20 protein-coding genes are annotated in these 21,308 nt (G+C 70.7%); 11 read left to right on the top strand and 9 right to left on the bottom strand.

The genetic code is table 11. The features are described 5' to 3' along the window. Window positions 1-20: 20 nt before the first annotated feature. The 3 genes from AB0J53_RS35510 to AB0J53_RS35500 all read left to right on the top strand — a co-directional run bounded on the left by AB0J53_RS35510 (window position 21) and on the right by AB0J53_RS35500 (window position 1,796). Window positions 21-383, top strand: coding sequence for a DUF742 domain-containing protein (locus AB0J53_RS35510; RefSeq protein WP_049575903.1), 363 nt, complete (start codon window positions 21-23; stop codon window positions 381-383). Beyond that, a complete protein-coding gene (locus tag AB0J53_RS35505; protein ID WP_357590502.1) occupies window positions 364-942 on the top strand; it encodes an ATP/GTP-binding protein in 579 nt (192 codons plus the stop codon). The genes AB0J53_RS35510 and AB0J53_RS35505 overlap by 20 nt, the downstream gene beginning before the upstream one ends. A 104-nt stretch (window positions 943-1,046) precedes the next feature. Next, a complete protein-coding gene (locus tag AB0J53_RS35500; RefSeq protein ID WP_364180412.1) occupies window positions 1,047-1,796 on the top strand; it encodes a hypothetical protein in 750 nt (249 codons plus the stop codon). Between the two features lie 8 nt (window positions 1,797-1,804). Here the strand turns inward: AB0J53_RS35500 and AB0J53_RS35495 are convergent, their stop codons facing one another. From AB0J53_RS35495 to AB0J53_RS35470, 6 genes are read right to left on the bottom strand one after another with little or no spacing between them, the layout of a single operon-like run. Further along, window positions 1,805-2,569 (bottom strand): TetR/AcrR family transcriptional regulator, encoded by a 765-nt coding sequence (locus AB0J53_RS35495; RefSeq protein WP_357590499.1) that lies wholly within the window; start codon window positions 2,567-2,569, stop codon window positions 1,805-1,807. A 26-nt stretch (window positions 2,570-2,595) separates the two neighbouring features. Then, window positions 2,596-4,245 (bottom strand): choline dehydrogenase, encoded by a 1,650-nt coding sequence (gene betA / locus AB0J53_RS35490; RefSeq protein WP_364180410.1) that lies wholly within the window; start codon window positions 4,243-4,245, stop codon window positions 2,596-2,598. Beyond that, the gene (locus tag AB0J53_RS35485) at window positions 4,221-5,162 is read right to left on the bottom strand and encodes an ABC transporter substrate-binding protein (protein WP_357590495.1); all 942 of its coding nucleotides are present in this window, start codon (window positions 5,160-5,162) and stop codon (window positions 4,221-4,223) included. The genes betA and AB0J53_RS35485 overlap by 25 nt, the downstream gene beginning before the upstream one ends. A 2-nt stretch (window positions 5,163-5,164) precedes the next feature. Beyond that, window positions 5,165-6,133 carry an ABC transporter substrate-binding protein gene (locus tag AB0J53_RS35480; RefSeq protein WP_364180407.1) on the bottom strand — a complete coding sequence of 323 codons (969 nt, stop codon included), beginning with the start codon at window positions 6,131-6,133 and terminating at the stop codon, window positions 5,165-5,167. Next, window positions 6,130-8,043 carry an ABC transporter permease subunit gene (locus AB0J53_RS35475; RefSeq protein ID WP_364180405.1) on the bottom strand — a complete coding sequence of 638 codons (1,914 nt, stop codon included), beginning with the start codon at window positions 8,041-8,043 and terminating at the stop codon, window positions 6,130-6,132. The genes AB0J53_RS35480 and AB0J53_RS35475 overlap by 4 nt, the downstream gene beginning before the upstream one ends. After that, window positions 8,040-9,101: a glycine betaine/L-proline ABC transporter ATP-binding protein gene (locus AB0J53_RS35470; RefSeq protein WP_219518265.1), complete on the bottom strand. Its 1,062-nt coding sequence runs from the start codon at window positions 9,099-9,101 to the stop codon at window positions 8,040-8,042. Before AB0J53_RS35470 ends, AB0J53_RS35475 begins: the two co-directional genes overlap by 4 nt. Window positions 9,102-9,429: 328 nt before the next feature. On the opposite strand from AB0J53_RS35470, the gene AB0J53_RS35465 reads away from it, so the two are divergent. From AB0J53_RS35465 to AB0J53_RS35455, 3 genes are read left to right on the top strand one after another with little or no spacing between them, the layout of a single operon-like run. Beyond that, the gene (locus tag AB0J53_RS35465; protein WP_364180402.1) at window positions 9,430-12,465 is read left to right on the top strand and encodes a nitrate- and nitrite sensing domain-containing protein; all 3,036 of its coding nucleotides are present in this window, start codon (window positions 9,430-9,432) and stop codon (window positions 12,463-12,465) included. Further along, window positions 12,462-12,884: a roadblock/LC7 domain-containing protein gene (locus tag AB0J53_RS35460; RefSeq protein ID WP_364180400.1), complete on the top strand. Its 423-nt coding sequence runs from the start codon at window positions 12,462-12,464 to the stop codon at window positions 12,882-12,884. Before AB0J53_RS35465 ends, AB0J53_RS35460 begins: the two co-directional genes overlap by 4 nt. Before the next feature lie 12 nt (window positions 12,885-12,896). Then, window positions 12,897-13,259: a DUF742 domain-containing protein gene (locus tag AB0J53_RS35455; protein ID WP_364180398.1), complete on the top strand. Its 363-nt coding sequence runs from the start codon at window positions 12,897-12,899 to the stop codon at window positions 13,257-13,259. A 10-nt stretch (window positions 13,260-13,269) separates the two neighbouring features. On the opposite strand, the gene AB0J53_RS35450 is transcribed toward AB0J53_RS35455, so the two are convergent. Together AB0J53_RS35450 and AB0J53_RS35445 are read right to left on the bottom strand one after the other, a co-directional pair. Next, entirely contained in the window at window positions 13,270-14,229 is a 960-nt protein-coding gene (locus AB0J53_RS35450; protein ID WP_364180396.1) for an SIS domain-containing protein, read from the bottom strand. After that, window positions 14,226-15,116 carry a hypothetical protein gene (locus tag AB0J53_RS35445; protein ID WP_364180394.1) on the bottom strand — a complete coding sequence of 297 codons (891 nt, stop codon included), beginning with the start codon at window positions 15,114-15,116 and terminating at the stop codon, window positions 14,226-14,228. The genes AB0J53_RS35450 and AB0J53_RS35445 overlap by 4 nt, the downstream gene beginning before the upstream one ends. A 380-nt stretch (window positions 15,117-15,496) precedes the next feature. On the opposite strand from AB0J53_RS35445, the gene AB0J53_RS35440 reads away from it, so the two are divergent. Genes AB0J53_RS35440 through AB0J53_RS35425 form a run of 4 tightly spaced genes read left to right on the top strand, consistent with a single transcriptional unit; the run spans window position 15,497 to window position 19,289 of the window. Continuing rightward, on the top strand, window positions 15,497-16,618 hold the full coding sequence (locus AB0J53_RS35440; RefSeq protein ID WP_364180392.1) for a spermidine/putrescine ABC transporter substrate-binding protein: 1,122 nt from the start codon (window positions 15,497-15,499) through the stop codon (window positions 16,616-16,618). A gap of 5 nt (window positions 16,619-16,623) precedes the next feature. Continuing rightward, complete coding sequence (locus AB0J53_RS35435) at window positions 16,624-17,490, top strand: ABC transporter permease (RefSeq protein WP_357590483.1); 867 nt, start codon at window positions 16,624-16,626, stop codon at window positions 17,488-17,490. Continuing rightward, window positions 17,483-18,262 (top strand): ABC transporter permease, encoded by a 780-nt coding sequence (locus AB0J53_RS35430; RefSeq protein WP_364180390.1) that lies wholly within the window; start codon window positions 17,483-17,485, stop codon window positions 18,260-18,262. The genes AB0J53_RS35435 and AB0J53_RS35430 overlap by 8 nt, the downstream gene beginning before the upstream one ends. Next, the gene (locus tag AB0J53_RS35425) at window positions 18,249-19,289 is read left to right on the top strand and encodes an ABC transporter ATP-binding protein (protein WP_364180388.1); all 1,041 of its coding nucleotides are present in this window, start codon (window positions 18,249-18,251) and stop codon (window positions 19,287-19,289) included. The genes AB0J53_RS35430 and AB0J53_RS35425 overlap by 14 nt, the downstream gene beginning before the upstream one ends. Here AB0J53_RS35425 and AB0J53_RS35420 read toward each other — a convergent pair. Next, window positions 19,283-19,888, bottom strand: a complete 606-nt coding sequence (locus AB0J53_RS35420) for a TetR family transcriptional regulator (RefSeq protein WP_219518116.1) — start codon at window positions 19,886-19,888, stop codon at window positions 19,283-19,285. The genes AB0J53_RS35425 and AB0J53_RS35420 overlap by 7 nt on opposite strands. Before the next feature lie 130 nt (window positions 19,889-20,018). Between AB0J53_RS35420 and AB0J53_RS35415 the strand changes: the two genes are divergently transcribed. After that, on the top strand, window positions 20,019-21,287 hold the full coding sequence (locus AB0J53_RS35415; protein WP_364180386.1) for a glycosyltransferase: 1,269 nt from the start codon (window positions 20,019-20,021) through the stop codon (window positions 21,285-21,287). Window positions 21,288-21,308 lie beyond the last annotated feature (21 nt).

Genomic DNA, 21,308 nt, shown 5'->3' with positions numbered 1-21,308 from the left:
GCAGATGACGGGAGTGGGTCGTGTACGGCAGTGACGGCGCAGGGGACGACGAGCCCCTGTTCCGTCCCTACGCGGTGACCGGCGGCCGTTCGGAGCCGCGTTACCACCTCGCGATGGAGACGCTGATCTCGTCCATGTCCATCCCGGACGACGAGATGGCCCTGCTCACCCCGGAGCAGGAGGCGATCATGCAGCTCTGCAGGTCGTTCCGGTCGGTCGCAGAGATCTCGGCCCTGCTCCGCGTCCCGCTGGGCGTGGCTCGCGTGCTCGTCGCAGACATGTCGGACGAAGGGCTCGTCCGGCTGCACGCGCCACGCCTCAGCCAGGGACAGCCAGACCTCAATATGCTCGAAAGGGTGCTCAGTGGACTTCGCAGGCTCTAGCCCCGGGCTGACGTCGACGAAAATCGTCGTCGCGGGCGGGTTCGGCGTCGGCAAGACGACGTTCGTGGGGGCGGTGTCCGAGATCCTGCCGCTCACCACGGAGGCGGTGATGACGGACGCGTCCGCGGGCATCGACGACCTCGGTCTGACGCCGACCAAGCGGACGACGACCGTCGCCATGGACTTCGGGCGGCTCTCGCTCGACCGTGACCTGATCCTCTACCTGTTCGGCACGCCCGGACAGCACCGGTTCTGGTTCATGTGGGACGACCTGGTGAAGGGCGCGATCGGCGCGGTCGTGCTGCTCGACACGCGGCGGCTGGCCGACAGCTTCCCGGCCATCGACTACTTCGAAGAGGCGAAGCTGCCGTTCGTCATCGGGATCAACGGGTGGGACGGGCAGTTCCTCCACACCGACGACGAGGTGCGCGAGGCGCTGGCGCTGTCGTCGCACGTCCCGATCGTGCGCACGGACGCGCGCAACCGGGAGTCGGTCAAGGCGACGCTGATCTCGCTGGTCGAGCACGTGGTGCGGCTGCGGGCCGCCCCCGTGCGGTGATAGCTGGAATTGTCGGATTTATCGGGCATGATCACACTACGCTGCTAGGTCTTCTTCGGATCCCTGAAAGAGGCACGGAAAAGGCATGCACAGGAGTGTGAATCGTGTGGATCGCGGTCGTTGTGGCACTGGCCGTCGCCGGGGTGATCGTCTGGTCGTTCCGGCGCCGGGCCACCGGCGCTGACGAGGCGCCGGACCCGGCCTGGGAGTGGGAGTCCCGGCTGGAGGAGAACGCCCGGGTGGCGTTCATGGAGGGCCTGCGGGCCTGCCACGACCAGGCGGCCGTGAGCGAGGAGCGCGGCGTGCTCCGGCTCTTCGGACCGCCGTGCGCGATCTCGCTGTCCCTGCTGGCCGACCGCTTCGCCGCGCGCGGCCAGGAGGGACTGCACGACCCCGAGGGCGTGGTGCGCGAGCTGGTCGAGAAGTGCGCCGCCGCCGAGCAGCCCGGTGTGCTCCACGTGACCGAGGGCCTGCCGGGCGACGACGCCTCCGACGGCGCCTCCGATGACGCCGGCGGGATGGACCGGGCGGCGTTCGGCGCCGCCGTGCGCGAGCTCGTCCGGCCGGACGGCGCGCCCGGCGGCTCCTGGTATCTCGACGAGGCCGGCGGCTGCCTGGAGGTCGTCGTGCCCGGCGAGTACGCCACCACGCTGCTGCTGGACCTGGGCCGGCTGCGCGAGCGCCATCGCGCGGCGCGCGCGGAACGGCCCGGGATGCCCGCCGCCGCCGTGCTGCGCGACGTGGTGTTCGGGCTCATCGCCGAGGACGGGCCCGGCGTGACCTGGACCAGGCCGCCGTCGGAGCGGCACCGCACCGCCGTGCTGCCCGCCGGCGAGCGACGCACCGCGAGCTGACCCCCTCCTCAGCCCCGGGTACGCCGCTCGACCAGCGCCTCCACTCCGTCGAGCAGCCGCTGCAGGCCGAACTCGAAGGCGTGCCCGGCGCTGTAGGCGGCCCCCATGGCCTCGGCCGCGGCCTGGCCCACCCGGGTGGCCGTGGGGAACCGGCTGGCGTCGGCGATCCGGTTGAAGAACGGCGCGTGCGCCGCCCACCACTGCTCGTCGGTCACCCCGGTGTGGCTCTCGGCCTGCGCCGCCTCCACCGCGCCCCGCGCCGTGCCGTGCACGAACCCGGACACCAGCGTGATCACCGAGTCCATCTCCACGTCCGTCAGGCCGATGCCGTCGACGGCGCGCAGCTCGTGGTCGTACTTGGCGGTGGCGTTGGGGCCCAGCACCGGGCGGCTCGCCGCCACCTGGAGCAGCCACGGGTGGCGCAGGTAGAGGTCCCAGTTGTCGCGTGCGATGCGCTCCAGCCGGTCGCGCCAGCCGCCCTCGGCGTCCTCCAGCGGGACCTCGCCGTAGACGGTGTCGAGCATGACGTCGAGCAGCTCCGGCTTGCCCGGCACGTACGTGTAGAGCGACATCGTGCCCACGCCCAGCCGCTCGGCCACCCGGCGCATGGACAGCGCCTGCAGCCCCTCGGCGTCGGCGACGTCGATCGCCGCGCGGGCGATCCGGTCGACGCTCAGGTCGGGCTTGCCCTTGCGGCTGACGCGCTCGCTGGTGCGCCAGAGCAGCGCGAGGCTGCGGGCGGGGTCGCCCTTGCCGCTGTACTCCACAGTCACCCTCGTACGGTACACCGTACGGTCAATCATGCGCGGTAGAAGGGCACAGGTTCCGGGGGGAGCGGCGTGTTGCCGAGGACGAGGTCGGCGGCCTTCTCGGCGATCATCATGACCGGCGCGTAGATGTTGCCGTTGGTCACGTACGGCATGACCGAGGCGTCGACCACGCGCAGCCCGTCGAGGCCGTGCACGCGCATCGTGGCGGGGTCGACGACCGCCATCGGGTCCACGCCCATGCGGCTGGTGCACGACGGGTGCAGCGCCGTCTCGCCGTCCCTGGCCACCCAGGCGAGGATCTCCTCGTCGGTGCGCACCGACGGGCCCGGGCTGAGCTCGCCGCCGTCGAGCCTGGCCCAGGCGGGCTGGGAGAGGATCGCGCGGGCGTGCCGGACGGCCTCCACCCACTCGCGCCGGTCCTGCTCGGTGGACAGGTAGTTGAAGCGCAGCGCCGGCTTGACCCGCGGGTCGGCGGAGGTGATGCGCACCGAGCCGCGCGCGTCGGAGTACATGGGCCCGATGTGCACCTGGTAGCCGTGGCCGCCGGCGGGGGCCGAGCCGTCGTAGCGCACGGCGATCGGCAGGAAGTGGAACATCAGGTTCGGGTACGCCACGTCGTCGTTGGAGCGGATGAAGCCGCCCGCCTCGAAGTGGTTGGTGGCGCCCGGCCCGCCGCGCAGGAACAGCCACTGCGCGCCGATGAGCGGCCTGCGCCACAGCGACAGCGACGGCTGCTGCGACACCGGCCGCGTGCAGGCGTGCTGGACGTACACCTCCAGGTGGTCCTGAAGGTTGGCGCCGACGCCCGGCAGGTCGTGGCGCGCCTTCACCCCGGCGGACGCCAGCACGGCGGCCGGGCCGACGCCGGAGACCTGGAGGAGCTGCGGCGTGTTGATCGCGCCGCCGCACAGGATCACCTCGCCCGCCGTGATGCGCTCCCCGTCGCACACCACGCCGGTGGCGCGCGTGCCGTCGAACGTGATCCGCTCGACGAACGCGCGCGTCCGCACCGTGAGGTTGCGCCGCCGCCGCACCGGATGCAGGTACGCGCGCGCCGCGCTCAGCCTGCGCCCGCGGTGCAGGGTGCGGTCGAACGCGGCGAACCCCTCCTGGCGGAACCCGTTCACGTCGTCGGTGAGCCGGTGCCCGGCCTGCTGCACGGCTTCGAAGAACGCCTCGAACAGCGGCCCGCGCGCCGGCCCGCGCTCCAGCTTGAGCGGCCCGTCGCCGCCCCGGAAGCGCGACTCCGGGTCGGCCAGGCAGTTCTCCATGCGCTTGAAGTAGGGCAGGCAGTGCGCGTGGTCCCAGCTCGCCATGCCGGGATCGGCGGCCCAGCGCTCGTAGTCGAGCGGGTTGCCCCGCTGGAAGATCATGCCGTTGATGCTGCTGGAGCCGCCCAGCACCTTGCCCCTGGCGTGGTAGACACGGCGGCCGTCCATGAACGGCTCGGGCTCCGACTCGTAGCGCCAGTCGTAGAACCGGTTGCCGATGGGGAACATGAGCGCCGCCGGCATGTGGATGAACACGTCCCACAGGTAGTCGGGCCGCCCGGCCTCCAGCACGAGCACGGACGCCGACGGGTCGGCGCTGAGCCGGTTGGCCAGCGCGCAGCCCGCCGACCCGCCGCCGACGATGACGTAGTCGTAGCCGGTGCTCACCGGGGCATCCAGTCCTTCCACACGATCGCGTTCTCCTCGACCCACCGCCTGGCGGCCTCGTCGGCGGTGATCTTCCGGTTGACCATGTCGGCGGCCACGGCGTTCTGGTCGGCGTTGGTCCAGGTGAAGTTGCGCACCAGCTCGTAGGCCCGGCCGCCGCGCTCGGCGAACCGCTTGCTGACGATCTTGTCGAGCAGGTACGGGGGATAGTCGCAGGCGACCTCGGCCGGCACGGTGTCGCAGCCGATGGCGTGCGGCGGAAGATTGACCTTGACCAGTTTCACCTTGCTGAAGAGCCATTGCGGTTCGTAGAAATACATCAGCAGGGGCGTCCGATTCTTCGTCGCCGCCTGGGCCGCCTTGATGAGCGCGGCTTCGCTGCCGGAGTAGACGACGCGGTAATTCAGGTCGAGGTTCTTGACGATCGCCTCGTCGTGGGTGACGAACGTCGGATCGCCGTCCAGGACTTGCCCGGCATTTCCGGATCTTGAAGTTTTAAATAGATTCGCGTACTTGTTCAGGTTCCGCCAGTCGGTGATGTCTGGATATTTCTTGACCATCCACTCCGGGACATACCAGCCGATCACCCCTTTGTTCCCCGTGAGACCGGCGGAGAGCGCCACCTTCCTGCGCTCGACGTACTCCTCCTTCAGCTGGTTGTGACCCCAGTTCTCCACGATCACGTCGACCTCGCCGGACTCGAACCCCGCCCAGGAGTCCTCCTCCTTCATCGGCCGCCGCTCCACCCGGTACCCCAGCTCGTGCTGGAGCAGGTAGGCCAGCACGGCGGCCTGGGCCTCGTACCCGTCCCACGCGTGGACGTCGATCCTGACCGTGCGGTCCCCGGTGGCCACCGGGACGGCGGGCCGGGAGCCGGTGCAGGCCGCCAGCAGCAGGACCAGCGCCAGCGGGCCCGCGAGCATCGTCGTGATCCGCATGGCTACCGGGGGATCCAGGCCTGCCACTTGGCCGGGTTGGCCTCCACCCACTTCTTGGCGGCCTCCTCGCCGCTCATGCCGCCGTTCGTCATGTCGTCGGCCACGGCGTTCTGGTCCTCGTTGGTCCAGCTGAAGTTCTTGACCAGCTCGTACGCCTTGCCTCCGGTCTGCGCGAACTTCGTGCTCACGATCTTGTCGAGGTCCATCTCCGGGTAGTCGCAGGCCACCTTCTTCGGGTCGGCGTCACAGCCCTCGGTCCACTCCGGCAGCTTGACCCGGACCAGCTCCGTCTTGCTGAACAGCCAGTGCGGGTCCCAGAAGTAGAACAGCAGCGGCTTCTTCTGCGCCTGCGCCTGCTGGGCGCCCTTGATCAGCGCCGCCTCGCTGCCCCCTGTGACGATCTTGAAGTCGAGCTTGAGGTTCTTGATCAGCGCCGCCTCGTTCGAGACGTACGACGGGTCGCCGAACAGGAGCTGGCCCTTGCCGCCCGACTCCGACGTCTTGAACAGGCCGGCGTACTTGTTCAGGTTGCGCCAGTCGGTGATGTCCGGATACTCGTCGGCCATCCACTTGGGGATGTACCAGCCGATGACGCCCTTGTTGCCGGTGGACCCGGCCTCGACCGCCGTCCTCTTCTCCTGGATGAACTGCTTCTTCAGGTCCGGGTGGCCCCAGTTCTCGATGATGACGTCCACGTCGCCGGTCTCGAAGCCCTCCCAGGCGAGCTGCTCCTTGATCTCCGGCAGCTCCACCGTGTAGCCGAGCTCGTTGCGCAGCAGGTACGCGACCACGTTGGCGCTGGCCTCGTAACCCACCCACGGGTTGATCGCGATCTTCACGGTCCCGGCGGGCGCCGGCGCGCTCGCGGAGCCCTCCGCGGCGGTCGCACTGGGCGCGGTCTCCACGGTGGCACCGCCGCAGGCCGTGGCGAGCCCCAGCGCTAGCAGGCCTGCGAGCAGGCGAATCCTCATGTGACTGTCCTTTGGTGGGGGGAGGTGCGCCTGTCGGCGCCCTGCGTGATGCGGTCGAGCATGACGCCGAGCAGCACGGTCGCCACGCCCGCGATGAATCCCATGCCGAAGTCCGTGCGCTGGGAGAAGCCCAGCACCACGTCGTAGCCGAGCGCCCCGGCGCCCACCAGCCCGCCGACCACCACCATGGCCAGGGTCATGACGATGCCCTGGTTGGCGGCCAGCAGGATGGCGCGTCTGGCCATCGGGAGCTGGACCTTCCACAGGAGCTGGCCGGGCGTCGAACCGGCGGAGACGGCCGCCTCGACGACCGGGCCCGGCACGTTCCTGATGCCCTCCTCGACCAGCCGGACGACCGGCGGGACGGCGTAGACGATCGAGGCGAAGATCGCGGTGAACCGGGTGGTGCCGAACAGCGCGAGCGCGGGCAGCAGGTAGACGAACGCGGGCATCGTCTGGGCCGCGTCCAGCACCGGCCGCTGCACCGCCGACCAGCGCGCCGAACGCGCCGCCGCCACGCCCAGCGCCAGGCCGACGACCAGCGTCACGCTCACCGCGACGGCGACCGTGGTCATCGTCCGCATGGCGTGCTCCCAGGTGCCCAGCAGCGCGATCGCGAGCAGGCAGCCGAGCGCCGTGAGCGCGGGACGCACCCCGCTCACCCGCCAGGCGACGAGCAGCACCGCGGCGGCGACCAGCCACCACGGCGCCGACGTGAACAGGCTCTCCAGCGGGTTCAGCAGCAGGTAGGAGGTGGTGTCCTTGACGAACGTGGTGACGCCGTACCAGCTCGTCTCGGCCCACAGGACGGCGTCGTTGATCTCGGCGGCCAGGTCGATCGTCAGCGCCCGCGGCCACTCGCGCGGCAGCGCGAACCCGAGCGCCACCCCCGCCACCGCCAGCGCGCCCGCGCCGGCCAGGCGGGCGCGGCCGATCCGGCTGTGCGGGCCGCGCCTGGCCACCGCGACCGTCATCCGGTCCAGCAGCATCGCCATGACCACGATCGCCACGCCCGCCGGGAGCATGATGCCGACCTGGGCGCGCGACAGCCCGAGGATGATGTCCGAGCCCAGGCCCGGCGCGTTGATCAGGTTGGCGATGACCACCATCGACAGCGCCATCATGATCGTCTGGTTCACCGCCAGCGCCATCGTCGAGCGGGCCAGCGGCAGGTGCACCTTGACCAGCGTCTGCGCCCGGGTCGCGCCGAGCGAGGCCGACGCCTCCACGGCCGTGGGGGAGACCTGCTGGATCGCCAGCGCGGTGATGCGGATCGCGGGCGGGATCGCGTAGATCATCGTCGCGATCGTGCCCGCGGGCGCCCCGATGTGGAAGAACAGCGCCAGCGGCGCCAGATAGGCGAACGTGGGCATGATCTGCATGACGTCCAGCACCGGCGTGACCGTCCGGTGCACGCGCCGCGACAGCCCCGCCCACACGCCGAGCGGCACCCCGATCGCCAGCGACAGCAGCACCGCCGCCGCGACCAGGGCCAGCGTCTCGACGCTCGACTCCCACAGCCCCAGCACGCCGAACGAGCAGAACCCCGCCACCGCCGCTGCCGCGATCCGCCGGCCGCCCGCCAGCCACGCCAGCGCCCCCATCGCCCCGATCAGCCCCGGCCACCCCAGCGCGGTCAGCGCCGCGTGGAACGCGCCGTAGACCCCGCCCACGAACAGCCGGACGTAGTTGAGGAAGTACAGGAACACCGGGTTGTCGTTGCGGTGGTCGTCGATCCACTCGCGCAGCTCGGTGACCGCCGCGAACTGCGGGGCCTCGCTGTCGTGCGGCAGCGTGCCGGTGCCGCGGAAGACCAGGTACGCCGCCGCGAACCCGGCGGCGATCCCGGCGGGCGCCACCCATCGGGGCACCCGCAGGCCCCGGGGCGTGCTGACCGCCGTGCTGCTCATGCCGCCGTCACTCCGGCGCCGCCCGTCTCCTGACCGGACAGGAAGGTGAGCAGGTCGACCCGGTCCACCAGGCCGACCAGCTCGTCGCCGTCGACCACCCGGATCGGGCGGGACGACTCCGAGGCGGCGGCGACGGCGTCCTTGATCACGGTGGTGGCCGGGAGCGCCGGGCCGTCGAGCGGCTCCCCCGGCTCGGGCGGGCGGGCGATCCAGCGCAGCGACAGGACGTGGCCGCGCGGCACGTCGCTGACGAAGTCGGCCACGTAGTCGTCCGCGGGCGCGCCCACCAGCTCCTCCGGCGTGCCGAGCTGCACGATCGACCCGGCCCGCATGATCGCGATGCGCTCGCCCAGCTTGAGCGCCTCGGCCAGGTCGTGGGTGATGAACACCATGGTCTTGCCCACCTCGCGGTGCAGGCGCATCACCTCGGCCTGCATGTCGCGGCGGATCAGCGGGTCCAGCGCGCTGAACGGCTCGTCGAACAGCATCACCTGCGGATCGACGGCCAGCGCCCTGGCCAGCCCGACCCGCTGCTGCATGCCGCCGGAGAGCTGGTCGGGGTAGGCGCCGGCGTGCCCGTCGAGGCCGACGAGCGACAGGATCTCCGCCGCCCGCGCGTGCCGCTCGGCCCGGGCCACGCCCTGGACCTCCAGCCCGTACGCCACGTTGTCGATCACCCGGCGGTGCGGCAGCAGGCCGAAGTGCTGGAAGACCATGCTGACGTGGTGGCGGCGCAGCTCGCGCAGCCGGGCCGGGCCTGCCGCGCCCACGTCCTCGCCGCCGATCGTGACCCGGCCCGCGGTCGGCTCGACGAGCCGGGTCAGGCAGCGGACGAGCGTGGACTTGCCGCTGCCCGACAGGCCCATGACGACGAACACCTCGCCGGGCCGTACGTCGAAGCTCACGTCCCGCACGGCGGCCGTGCAGCCGGTCTTCTCCCTGAGTGCGGCGGGGTCCAGAAACCTGTCATCGCACGCCAGCACCTTCGCCGCCTTGGGGCCGAAGATCTTCCACAGTCCCTCGACGCCGATGGCCGCGCTGTCGGGAGAAACCCGCACCTCTCGCCTCCTCGGTTTGAGGGGGCAAACATATGTCGGGATTCACGACAATCTCAATGCTGTGACTGGGGGGAGGCGGTGACGGATGTGCCCTGTTATGAACGTGGAACGCGACAAACGCCCATCAACGGACATTCGCCGATTTGGAGTGGTATTTCGCGCTGAAGGTGCGCTATATGTGGAGCTCCAGCTTCTATGCTCATGAGTCACACTGGTTGACTTATGTCGCGTTATGTTCTCTTGGCCGAGCTGGTCGGCATGTGTTCCAATTACCAGGATTTCCCCGCGAGTCGCATATAGCGCCGATTCGGGCGAGAGGTTGCGTTCGGTGAGTACAGAGTTAGGGCGGCGGCCGCCAGAGGAAGGCAACTGGCGACTGCGCAACTGGCGCGTCCGCGCCCGCCTCGTCGCGCTCATCCTCGTGCCCACCGCCGCCGCCGTGCTCCTCGGCGGCTTCCAGGTGTTCACCTCCACCGGAGCCGCCGCCGACTACGAACGCACCAGCCGCCTCGCCCAGCTCTCCGGACAGGTCGGCGCCCTCACCCACGAGGTCGCCGCCGAACGCGCCCGCATGGCCTGGCACATCGCCCGCGGCCGCCCCCAGTCCCGGCTCGCCGACGTCCACGAGCGGATCGACCGCGCCGACGAAGCCATCCAGCGAGTACGCGGCAGCGCCACCGCCATCCTGCCCGCCGTGTCCGGCCGCACCGCCGACCAGATCGAGAACATGCTCAACCGGCTCGACGACCTGCTCACGCTCCGCCAGCAGGCGCTCAAGGGCGACCTGCTCGCCGCCCCCGCCGTCGACCTCTACACCGTCGTCATCGACGACCTGCTGTCCGTGCACGACGAGCTCATCAAGGGCAGCCAGGACGACGAGCTCATCCGCCAGTCACGCATGCTGCACGCCCTCGCCGGAGCCAAGGAGAGCCTCTCCCTCCAGCAGGCCGTGCTCACCATCGCGCTCACCGACGGCGCCATCAGCCAGGAACAGCTCAAAGGACTGCTCGGCGAGCTGTCCCGCGAGGAGAACGAACGCGCCGCCTTCGCCGACGAGGCCACCGCCGCCGAACGGCGCTTCTTCGACGAGACCGTCAACGGCCGCAGCGCCGACGCCATGCTCTTCCTGCGCGAACTCGTCCTCATCCGAGCCACCGCCGGCCAGCCCCTGCGCGGCCTCGACCAGAACACCGCCGACGACGCCGGACTGTGGTTCAAGGCGTCCACCACCGTCGTCGACTCCCTGCGCACCGTCGAACAGCGCCAGGCCGGCGGCATCCTGGCCCGCTCCCACGCGCTCAGCGCCGACGAGCGACAGCGCGCGTACGTGATCGCCGGAGCCGTCATCGCGCTGCTCCTCGCCGTCCTGCTGATCACCACCGGCGTCGCCCGCTCCCTCGTCCGCCCCCTGCGCCGCCTGCGCTCCGAAGCCCTGGAGATCGCCGGCCGCCGCCTGCCCGACTTCGTCCAGCACCTGCGCGAATCACGCGACGGCGACATCGACGCCGAAGTGCCGCCCATCCACGTCTTCACCCGCGACGAGGTCGGCGAGGTCGCCCGCGCCTTCGACGAGGTCCACCGCGAGGCCGTACGGCTCGCCGGCGACGAGGCCCGGCTGCGCGCCAACGTCAACGCCATGTTCGTCAACCTGTCCCGCCGCAGCCAGACCCTCGTCGAACGCCAGCTCACGCTCATCGAACGGCTCGAACGCGGCGAACGCGACGACACCCGGCTCGGCGACCTGTTCAAACTCGACCACCTCGCCACCCGCATGCGCCGCAACAGCGAGAACCTCCTCGTCCTCGCCGGCCAGGAAGCCGCCCGCCGCTGGAGCGAACCCGTCGAGCTCATGGACATCGTCCGCGCCTCACTCGGCGAGGTCGAGAACTACGACCGCGTCAGCGTCCAGATCCAGTCCCAGTCCGCCGTACTCGGCCAGGCCGTCAACGACGTCGTCCACCTGCTCGCCGAACTGATCGAGAACGCCGTGTCGTTCTCCGCGCGCGACACCAAGGTCGTCATCTCCAGCAACCGCATCGACGGCGGCGGCCTCATGGTGTCCGTCTCCGACAGCGGCATCGCCATGACCCCCGACGAACTCGCCCAGGCCAACTGGCGCCTGGCCAACCCGCCGGTCGTCGACGTGTCGGTGTCGCGCCGCATGGGGCTGTTCGTCGTCGGACGGCTGGCGCTGCGCCACAACATCAAGGTCCAGCTCCGCCGCCAGGACACCGGCGGGCTCACCGCCATGGTCGTCCTCCCCGAAGCCCTCCTCACCCCCATCCCCCACCCCCCGACCCCGGCCCTCGACACCACCCCACCGCCCCCCGTCCCCCCGCTCCCCACCCCCGAGCCCCCCACCCCGCCGACCCCCGGCCCCCCAGCGGCCGACGCCACCCCCGAACCCTCCTCCTGGTTCACCACCGACCACGCCCCCTCCACCGAACCGCCCGCCCCTCCCCGCCAGGGCGACTTCCTGCCGATCTTCGCCTCGCTCGAGTCCAGCTGGTTCACCAAACCGTCCCCCACCCCCGACCACCGCACCCCCGGCGCCTCCGCGCGGGCCATGGGGGAGGCGCCGTCCGCCACCGCCCCCGCCTCCACCGGTCCGGGTGCCGCGCCGTCCTCCGAGGGCGCGCAATCCCCCGAGGGCGGGTCGTCCCCAGTGGGCGGGCCGTCCCAGGAGGGTGGGCCATCCCCGGAGGGCGGGGCGTCTCTGGTGGGGGAGGGCTCCGGTGCGCCACGGCTGCCGCGACGCTCCCCCGTAGGCGGCCCGGCTGCGGTTGAGGGAGGGGGTGCCTCCGGAGCTCCTCGCCTCCCGCAGCGGTCACCGGCCGGGCGGTCGGGTGGCGGGTCTGCGGTCGGCTCGGGACTGTTCGTGCGGGCGGCGGAGGGTGCGCCGTCCGGGGACGCGCCCGCCGCAACCGGGCCGGGCGACGCGACCTCCCCCGAGGGCGGGCCGTCTTCGGTGGGGATGCCGTCCCGGGAGGGTGGGCCGGCTTCGGTGGGGGCGCCGGCTGTGGTGGGGGAGGGGTCCGGTGGGCCGCGGTGGGCGCCTGGGGGCGGCTCGGGTGCGGCTGAGGGTGGGGGCGCCGATGGTGAGGGGCGGGTGCCGGGCGGTGGGGGTGCCAACGGCTCTGCGGGCACGTCCGGTACGGCGGTCCAGGGGGCGGGGGAGGGCGCGGTGACCCGGGCGGGGCTGCCGCGGAGGACGCCGCGGGCGAACCTGGTGGCCGGGTCGGCGCCGCCGTCGTCGTTGCCGCCGCCCGCGCCTCCCGTGTCGCCGGACCGGTTGCGTACCAGGCTCTCCAGCTACCAGCAGGGCGTCCGCAAGGGCCGGGCCGAGCTTGAGGAGGACGGATGAGGAACCTGAGCCAGGGCGCCAGGGACGTGAACTGGCTGGTCAGCGGTTTCGTCGACGAGGTGCCGGGCGTGGCGCACGCGGTGGTGGTGTCGGCGGACGGCCTGCCGATGGCGTTCTCTCGCGCTTTCCCGCAGGACCGGGCGGACCAGTTGGCGGCGATCGCGGCGGGGCTGGTGAGCCTGACGCAGGGGTCGGCGCGGGTGTTCGAGGGCGGGGAGGTCGTCCAGACGCTGGTGGAGATGGATCGCGGCCTGCTGCTGGTGATGGCGATCAGCGATGGTTCGTGCCTGGCGGTGCTGGCGGCGCCGGACTGTGACATGGGCCTGGTGGCCTATCAGATGACGATCCTGGTCGAGCGTGCCGGGCAGGTGCTGACGCCTGATGTGCGCGCGGAGTTGTCGGCCGCGCGCCCCTGGTGATGGGAGTGGACGTTGGCATCGTGGCATGGCGGGGAGCCGGAGCGCAGTTCGCTGGTGCGGATGTACGCGGTGACGGGCGGCCGGACGGCGCCGCGTGGCGGGCTGGCGATGGAGGCGCTGGTGTCGTCGGCGACGTCGGCGCGGCTGGGCCCGGCCTATACGCGCGAGTACCGGCGGATCAGCGAGCTGTGCCGCCAGGTGCGTTCGGTGGCGGAGATCTCGGCGCTGCTGGCGGTGCCGCTGGGGGTGGCGCGGGTGCTGGTGGCGGACATGGAGGCGGAGGGGCTGGTGCGGGTCTACCAGCCGCGGCTCGACGCCGGGTTGCCTGAGCGGAGCCTGCTCGAGCGGGTGCTGGGCGGGCTCCGCCGGCTGTGACCTCGACGAGCTACTGGGCGGCCCACCAGTAGGCGGCGACGAGCTCGGCGACCAGCGTCTCGGTGAGGAGCGCGACGTCGGGGTCGGTGTCGTGGGCGTAGCGGATGACGGCGGCGGTGTCCTTGACGTCGGCGCCGACGGAGATCACGGTGGAGCCGCGCTGCCGGACCCAGTCCATCGCCTGCTCGTCGTAGCGGGAGCCGGGGTAGAGCAGCGCCCGGTAGTCGAGGGTCTTGGTCAGGTAGACGTCCACGTGCGCCCAGTCGCCGGTCTCGCAGGCGTCGGCGGCGCGGCGCGGGCCTTCGCGGACCATGAGCGCCGACTGCTGGGCCGACGACAGCCGTTCGGCGGGGGCCAGGGCGTAGACGCCGTGGGGGCCGTCGAGGAGTTCGAGCGTCAGGGGCAGCCAGTCGTCGCGGCGGTCGAGCAGGTCGGCGGTGGCCTCGGCGGCGCGGCGTACGAGGGCGGCGACGTCGCGGCCGGAGCCGGTGAGGCGGGATTCGAGCGCGAGGAGGAGCGCCAGCGTGTGCTGGAAGGTGCGGCAGGCGACGCCGCCTTCCTCGGGGCCGGCGAGCAGCGGGACGACCAGGTCGGCGCCGGCGGTGAGTGCGGAGCCGGGGGTGTTGGTGAGGGCGGCGACGGGGGAGGCGCCGCCGGTGTAGCGGGCGAGCGCGTCGAGGGTCTCGCGGCTGCCGCCGGTGGCGGAGATGGGCACGACGAGCGTGCGGGGATCGGGCGGGTAGGAGGCGGCGGCGGAGGCGTACTCGGCGTGGGCGGAGACGCCGGCGGCGCGCAGGCGCAGGGCGGCGACGCCGGCGGCGTAGCGGGAGCTGCCCATGCCGAGGAACAGCACCCGCTCGATGCCGCCGGGCAGCGCCGCGAACGGGTCGGCGGCGTCGAGCGAGTCGGCGAGCGCGGTGAGCGCGGCGGGTTTGGCCTCCAGGTCGGCCAGGTAGAGCTCGGGGTTCATGGGGTCTCCTCGTGGTACCAGGTGCGCAGCACGCCCATGGGGGCGTAGCGCCATCGGGGCAGGTGGCGGGCCGCGTAGATGAGCTCGCGGCACTCCTGCTCGATCTCGAACGGGCGGATCAGGGTCTCGTCCAGCAGGCCGGCGCGGTCGTGGCGGGCCAGGTGGGCGCGGTAGGCGTCGAGCATGGCGGCGCGGGCCCCGGCGGCCCAGCGGGCGGCGTCGGCGGGCGCGGTGCCGCGGCGCTTGATCGCGACCTGGGCGACGTGCTGGAGGCTGGTGGTGAGCTGGGCGACGTCGCGGGCGGCGGGCTGGTACGGGTCGGCGCCGGTGAGCGTGGGGTTGCCGTCGAAGTCGATGACGGCGTAGCCGTCGCGCCACCGGAGGATCTGGCCGACGTGGAGGTCGCCGTGGACGCGGATCAGCGGGCCGGTGACGGGGCTGTCCAGCGGGGCGAGCTCGGCGCGCAGGCGGTGGGCGTGGCGGGCGAGCCAGTCGCCGTCGTCGCCGGTGGTGAGGTCGAGCGCGTCGCGGAGCGCCGTGCCGGCCCGGCCGGACAGGTCGGTGCCGCTGGGCGGGGCGCCGGGCAGGGTCGCCAGGGCGAGGTGGAGCCCGGCGGCGAGTTCGCCGAGCGCGGGGGCGAACCCGGTGCGCCCGGCGGCGGCCTCGTCGGCGCACCATTCCCACCCGTCGGTGGCTTCCGGCAGGTAGCCGGTCACGAGGGCGAGCAGGAGCTCCCGGTCGCCCTCGGCCCGGGTGAGGGCGGCGTACGGGGGCGCGGTCTGTTTGAAGCCCGCCTCAACGAGGTGGGCGAACACTTCGGGAGTGGGGTGGGGCAGGGGCACGGGCGGGGTGAGCCATTTGACGACGACCTGCTCACCCACGATCACCGAGTAGTTTGTCTGGTCTACGTGTGGTCCGAAGTCGCGTTCGGCTGGGACCCCAGTGTGGAGATCCTCTGGGCTGTGCGAGAAAGTGGGCAGCGGCAGATACCGGCGGACGGCGAAGGGCGGCGGCACGGGGCCGTCCAGCGACGCCAGGAGAGCCGCCGTGAGGCCGCGATCCCGCGCGGTGAGCGGGTTCTCACCGAGAGAGATCAACCGGCTCCATATTGAATCCGAATTCAACAGTTGGACCAAACTTCCAGGTAGCAATGTCCGCCAAAGTCTTGCTCATGTTGATTTCTGCTGCAACACTCCTGCTCTGGTCTGCCGTGTCCAGTTGGTCGCGAGACCCCTCGTACATCGCCATTTCATAAGGAGTAGCGGCCTTGTCCCGTACCCGGTTCACCCGTCGTCTTCCGGCCGCCGTCGCGGTGGCCGGCCTCGCGCTCGCCGCAGCGGCGTGCGGCGGTGAGTCGACCAACAGTGCAGAGACGGCGACCCAGGCGACGGCCGCCGCGCTCAACCCCAACGCCGACCTCACCAAGCAGTCGCTGGCCGTGACCGTGTGGGAGGGCTACACCCCTGAAGAGCTTCAGGCCATGGTGAAGAAAGAGCTCAAGATCAAGGAGCTCACGGTCACCCTGCACGAGACCAACGAAGTGGCGATGACGAAGCTCACCGCCGGCGGCGACCACGGGATCGACGTGGCGTTCGTGTCGGGCCAGTACGCCCAGGCGCTCAACGAGCAGGGCCTGCTGGAGCCGATCCACCCCGAGCTGATCCCGAACCTGGCCAACCTCTACCCCGAGGCGACCCAGCTCTCCTACGACAAGGGCAACAAGTACTCCGTCCCCTACACCTGGGGCACCACCGGCATCTGCTACCGCAGCGACCTGGTGAAGTCGAAGCCGACGAGCTGGAACGATCTACTGAAGCCGCCGGCCTGGGCCGACAAGAAGGTCACGCTCATGACCACCGAGCGCTGGCTGGCCCTGCCCGCGCTCAAGTCGCTCGGCTTCTCGGTCAACACCGACAAGGACGAGGAGATCGCCAAGGTCAAGGAGGTGCTGCTCGCGGCCAAGCCGCACCTGCTCGCCTTCGACGACACGACGTTCGGCGACAAGCTGATCAGCGGCGAGGCCCTCATGGTCGAGGCGTGGGACGGCTGGTGCCCGACCACGCACGAGAAGCAGAACATCAAGTTCGAGGTGCCGAAGGAGGGCAGCGACCTCTGGGTGGACACCATGGTGATCATGAAGTCCTCCAAGAACAAGGAGGCCGCGCACGCCTTCATCAACTACATCCTCAACCCCGAGGTGCACCGCTGGGCCGCCGAGAACATCAACTACAAGGTGCCCAACAAGGCCGCTATGGAGAAGGTGAAGATCGCGCCGGGCTCGCTGCTGGGCATCAAGCCCGCCGAGCTGCTCAACGGCGAGTCGATCATCGACCTCGGCCAGGCGTCGACCAAGTTCACGCGCCTGTCCTCTGAGATCACGGCCAGCTAGTTGCGGTGAAGGCTGATACCGAGGCCCGGCCGGTGTCCCCCTCGCGGGGCCGCCGGCTGGGCGCGTTCGTTTTCCTCTCGCCGGGGCTGACCTACCTGATCGTGCTGCTGCTGGTGCCGCTCGCGATGGTGCTCAGCTACACGGTCTTCCAGCGTGGCCGCTTCGGCGGCGTCGTCTACGAGTTCACCACCGAGAACTTCTCCCGCCTGTTCGACCCGCTCTACCTGAGCGTGGTCGTCGAGTCGCTGAAGCTGGCCGGCCTGGCCACGCTGATCGCGTTGCTGGTCGGCTACCCGACCGCCTACCTGATCACGCGGCTGCCGGGCAGGTGGAAGACGGTGGCGCTGGTGATGATCGTCCTGCCGTTCTGGACGAACTTCATCATCCGCGTCTACGCCTGGATCATCCTGCTCAACGGCGAAGGCCTGATCAACAGCGGGCTGGAGGCCATCGGGCTGGGCCCGTACGAGCTGCTCTACAACCAGGGCGCCATCGTCACCGGGCTGGTCTACTCCTACCTGCCGCTGATGGTGCTGCCGCTGTACGCGACGATCGAGAAGCTCGACCCGCAGCTCCGGGAGGCGTCGGCCAACCTGGGCGCGTCCGGGTTCACCACGTTCCGCAAGGTGACGCTGCCGCTGACGCTCCCCGGCGTGATGACCGGCAGCCTGTTCGTGTTCGTGCCGAGCCTGGGCAACTTCGTGATCCCCGAGATGCTGGGCGGCGGCAAGTCGGCGATGGTGGGCAACCTGATCCGCAAGGAGTTCCTGTCGGCGCGCGACTGGCCGTTCGGCTCGACGCTCGCGCTGGCGCTCATCGCGGCGCTGCTGGTGCTGCTCGTCGTGCAGGCCTGGGTGGCGCGCCGTGCGTAGCTCCCGCCTGCTCCACGTCCCGTTCTGGCTCACGTACGTCTTCCTGTACGCGCCGATCGTCGTGCTCGTCGTCATGTCGTTCAACTCGGGCGAGTCCGCCTACACCTACGAGGGGTTCAGCCTCAAGTGGTACGGCGAGCTCGCCAAGGACGAACGGGTGCTGAAGGGCCTGGTCAACACGCTGATCGTGGCGACCGGCGCGACGCTCATCGCGACCGTGCTGGGCACCCTGCTGGCCGTCGGCCTGGCCCGCTACTCCAGGTCGAAGACGCTGGAGGCGCTCTCGCTGATGCCGGCGGTGCTGCCCGACCTGGTGATCGCGATCGGGCTGCTGCTGTTCTTCGGCATGATCCAGCTCACGCTCGGGCGCTACTCGGTGGTGCTCGCGCACGGCCTGTTCGCGATGGCGTTCGTCGCCGCCGTGGTCCGCACCCGGCTCAGCGGCACCGACACCTCGCTGGAGGAGGCCTCGCGCGACCTCGGCGCCGGACCGGTCACCACGTTCATGAAGGTGACGCTGCCGCAGCTCGCCCCGGGCATCGTGGCGGGCGCGCTGCTGGCGTTCACGCTGTCGCTGGACGAGTTCGTCATCGCGTTCTTCACGATCGGCAACATGGAGCAGACGCTGCCGATCGTCATCTATTCAATGATCCGTTTCGGGGTGACCCCGGAGATCAATGCGCTGGCCGCGATCCTGCTCCTGGTGAGCTTCACCGCGGTGATCGCGGGGCAGCGCCTGACCAAGATCGGGGAGTCGCGTGCTCAAGATTGACGGGGTCACCCGCAGGTTCGGTGACGTCACCGCGCTCGACGGGGTGTCGCTGGAGATCGGGCAGGGCGAGTTCTTCGCCCTGCTCGGCCCGTCGGGCTGCGGCAAGACGACGCTGCTGCGCATCATCGCCGGCTTCGAGACGCCCGACAGCGGCACCGTGACGCTCGACGGCGAGGACCTGCTGGCCAAGCAGCCCAACCGGCGTCCGATCAGCCTCATGTTCCAGTCGTATGCGCTGTTCCCGCACATGACCGTGGCCAAGAACGTCGCGTACGGGCTGGAGCGGGAGAAGCTGCCCCGCGACGAGATCAAGAAGCGGGTCGGCGAGGTGCTGGAGACGGTGGGCCTGTCGGCGCACGCCGGGCGCAAGCCGCAGCAGCTCTCCGGCGGCCAGCGGCAGCGCGTGGCGCTGGCACGCTCCATCGTCAAGCGGCCCCGGCTGCTGCTGCTGGACGAGCCGCTGTCGGCCCTGGACAAGAAGGTCCGCGCCGACATGCAGCTGGAGCTCAAGCGGCTGCAGAACGAGGTCGGCATCACGTTCGTGGTCGTCACGCACGACCAGGAGGAGGCCATGTCGCTCGCCGACCGCATCGCGGTCTTCGAGAGCGGCAGCGTGCGCCAGGTGGACGCGCCCGTCGCCCTGTACGAGCGGCCGCGCACCAGGTTCGTGGCCGACTTCGTGGGGGCCAACAACCTGTTCGAGGGCACCGTGGGCGGTCCTGAGACGTTGGCGGCGGGGGAGTTCGGCGACCTGCCGGGCACGCCGCTGGGCGAGCTGGAGACCGGCGCCAAGGCGCTGCTCGGCGTCCGGCCGGAGAAGATCAGGCTGGCGGAGAGCGGCGGCCTCAGGGGCGCCGTGCTGGACGTCAGCTTCTACGGCGGCGTCTCGCACATCTCGGTCGACGTGCCGGGGCGGGTCAAGCCGGTGCTGGTCGCCGTGCAGGGCGCCGGCACGGTCCAGCCGGGCGAGGAGGTCTCGCTCAACTGGACGGCCGGCGACGCGGTGATCATCCCGGTGGATCAATGAAGCAGGTCGTTGCCCGTCACCGTGCGCGCGTAGGACAGGATCAGCTCGGCCGCCTCCTCGGGGCCGATGATCGGGTGCCGGGCCGTGATGCGGTAGCCGTAGGCGTCCTCCAGCGCCACCAGGTTGCGCGAGATCGACAGCGCGTCGGCCGTCAGCCTGAACACGCCCAGCGCCTGCCCGGTGTCCAGGATCGACTGGTACATCGACACCTGGCGGTCGTACAGCGACGTGAGCAGCACCCCGTAGACGCGGTTGCGCCCGGCGGCCCCGCCCAGCTCGTTGAGGAGCCGCACGTCCGGGTCCAGCGGCCCGGTGGGCAGCCCGGAGCGGATCGTCAGCACCAGCTTGGCGACCGGGTCGGTGAGCGCGGCGATCTGCCGCAGCCGCTGCTCGTAGAAGCGTTCCATGCCCGCGTGCTGCGCCTCGACGAGCAGTTCGCTCAGGTCGGGGTAGTGGTAGAGCACCGCCCCGGAGGTCAGCCCGGCCTCCTCGGCGACGTGCGAGAGCTGCACCCCGTCGATGCCGAAGCGGATGATGGCCCGCCGCGCCGCCTCGATCAGGTCGATGCGCCGGTCAGTACGGCTCTTGCGCTGGGCCATCTTCACCACCTTGCCCTCATGTTCGTCTGTCGTTCAGTAATCCGTGACAATAGTGCCCTGAAGTTGACCAACGCGCTAGATGCGTATTTGAATTCCTCTTCAAATGGCTAGATCCCCCCGGAGTGTGCCCATGTCTCTCACCATTCTGTTCATGCCGGAAAGCGCCTACGGGCCGACCAACAACAGCATCGGCATCGGCGACATTCTGCGCCGTCGCGGCCACCGTGTCGTCTTCGCCGCCGAGTCGTCGTGGAAGGGCAAGCTGGAGGCGCTGGGCTTCGAGGAGGACCTCGTCGACCTGGCACCGCCGGCCGAGGAGGAGCAGGACGCGGGCCAGTTCTGGAAGGACTTCATCCGCGACACCGCCCCCGAGTACCGCAAGAGCACCCGCGAGCAGCTCGAGACCGTCACCAAGCCCATCTGGGAAGAGCTCATCGAGGGCGCCAAGTACTGCGAGCCGCAGCTCAAGCGCATCATCGAGCGGGTCCAGCCGGACGTCATCGTCGAGGACAACGTGATCACGTTCCCGGCGCTGCTCACGGCCGGCAAGAAGTTCGTCCGCATCGTCTCCTGCAACCCGCTGGAGATGCGCGGCGAGAACATCGCGCCGGTCTTCTCCGGCCTGCCCGCCGCCGACCGCTCCGAGTGGGACGACTTCCGCGCCGAGTACGACCGCACCCACCGCGAGCTGTGGACCGCGTTCAACGAGTGGTGCGTCGAGCAGGGCACCGAGCCGCTGCCCGACCTCGACTTCATCCACGAGGGCGACCTGAACCTGTACGTCTACCCGGAGATCCTCGACTACGTGGCCGACCGGCCGCTGGGCGACACCTGGCACCGCCTCGACTCGTCGGTCCGCGAGACCGAGGAGGAGTTCGAGCTGCCGTTCGCGCGCAACGAGGGCTCGCTGGTCTACTTCTCGCTCGGCTCGCTCGGCTCGGCCGACGTGGAGCTCATGCAGCGGGTCATCGACGTGCTCGCCACGACGCCGCACCAGTACATCGTCTCCAAGGGCTCGCTGCACGAGGAGATCAAGCTGGCCGACAACATGTGGGGCGCCGAGTTCGTCCCGCAGACGAAGGTCATCCCGCTGTGTGACCTGGTCATCACGCACGGCGGCAACAACACCACCACCGAGGCGATCCACTTCGGCAAGCCGATGATCCTGCTCCCGCTCTTCTGGGACCAGTACGACAACGCGCAGCGGGTGGCCGAGTTGGGCTATGGTGTCAGGCTTTCGACCTACACGTTCACGGACGAGGAGCTGAAGGGCGCGCTGGAGCGCCTGCTCGGCGACGACGACCTCCGCGCGAGGCTCGCCGCCGCCGGTGCGGAGGTCCGCGAGCGTGACGGTCTGCGCAAGGCCGCCGACCTCATCGAGCAGCTCGGCCAGAAGTAGGTACGGCCCCCCGTACCGAGC

The sequence above is a fragment of the Nonomuraea sp. NPDC049725 genome (assembly GCF_040674795.1).
In the GTDB taxonomy this organism is placed as follows: Bacteria; Actinomycetota; Actinomycetes; order Streptosporangiales; family Streptosporangiaceae; genus Nonomuraea; species Nonomuraea ceibae.
Note: the sequence above shows the minus strand (reverse complement) of the source record. Positions and strands in the feature narration are given on the sequence as shown.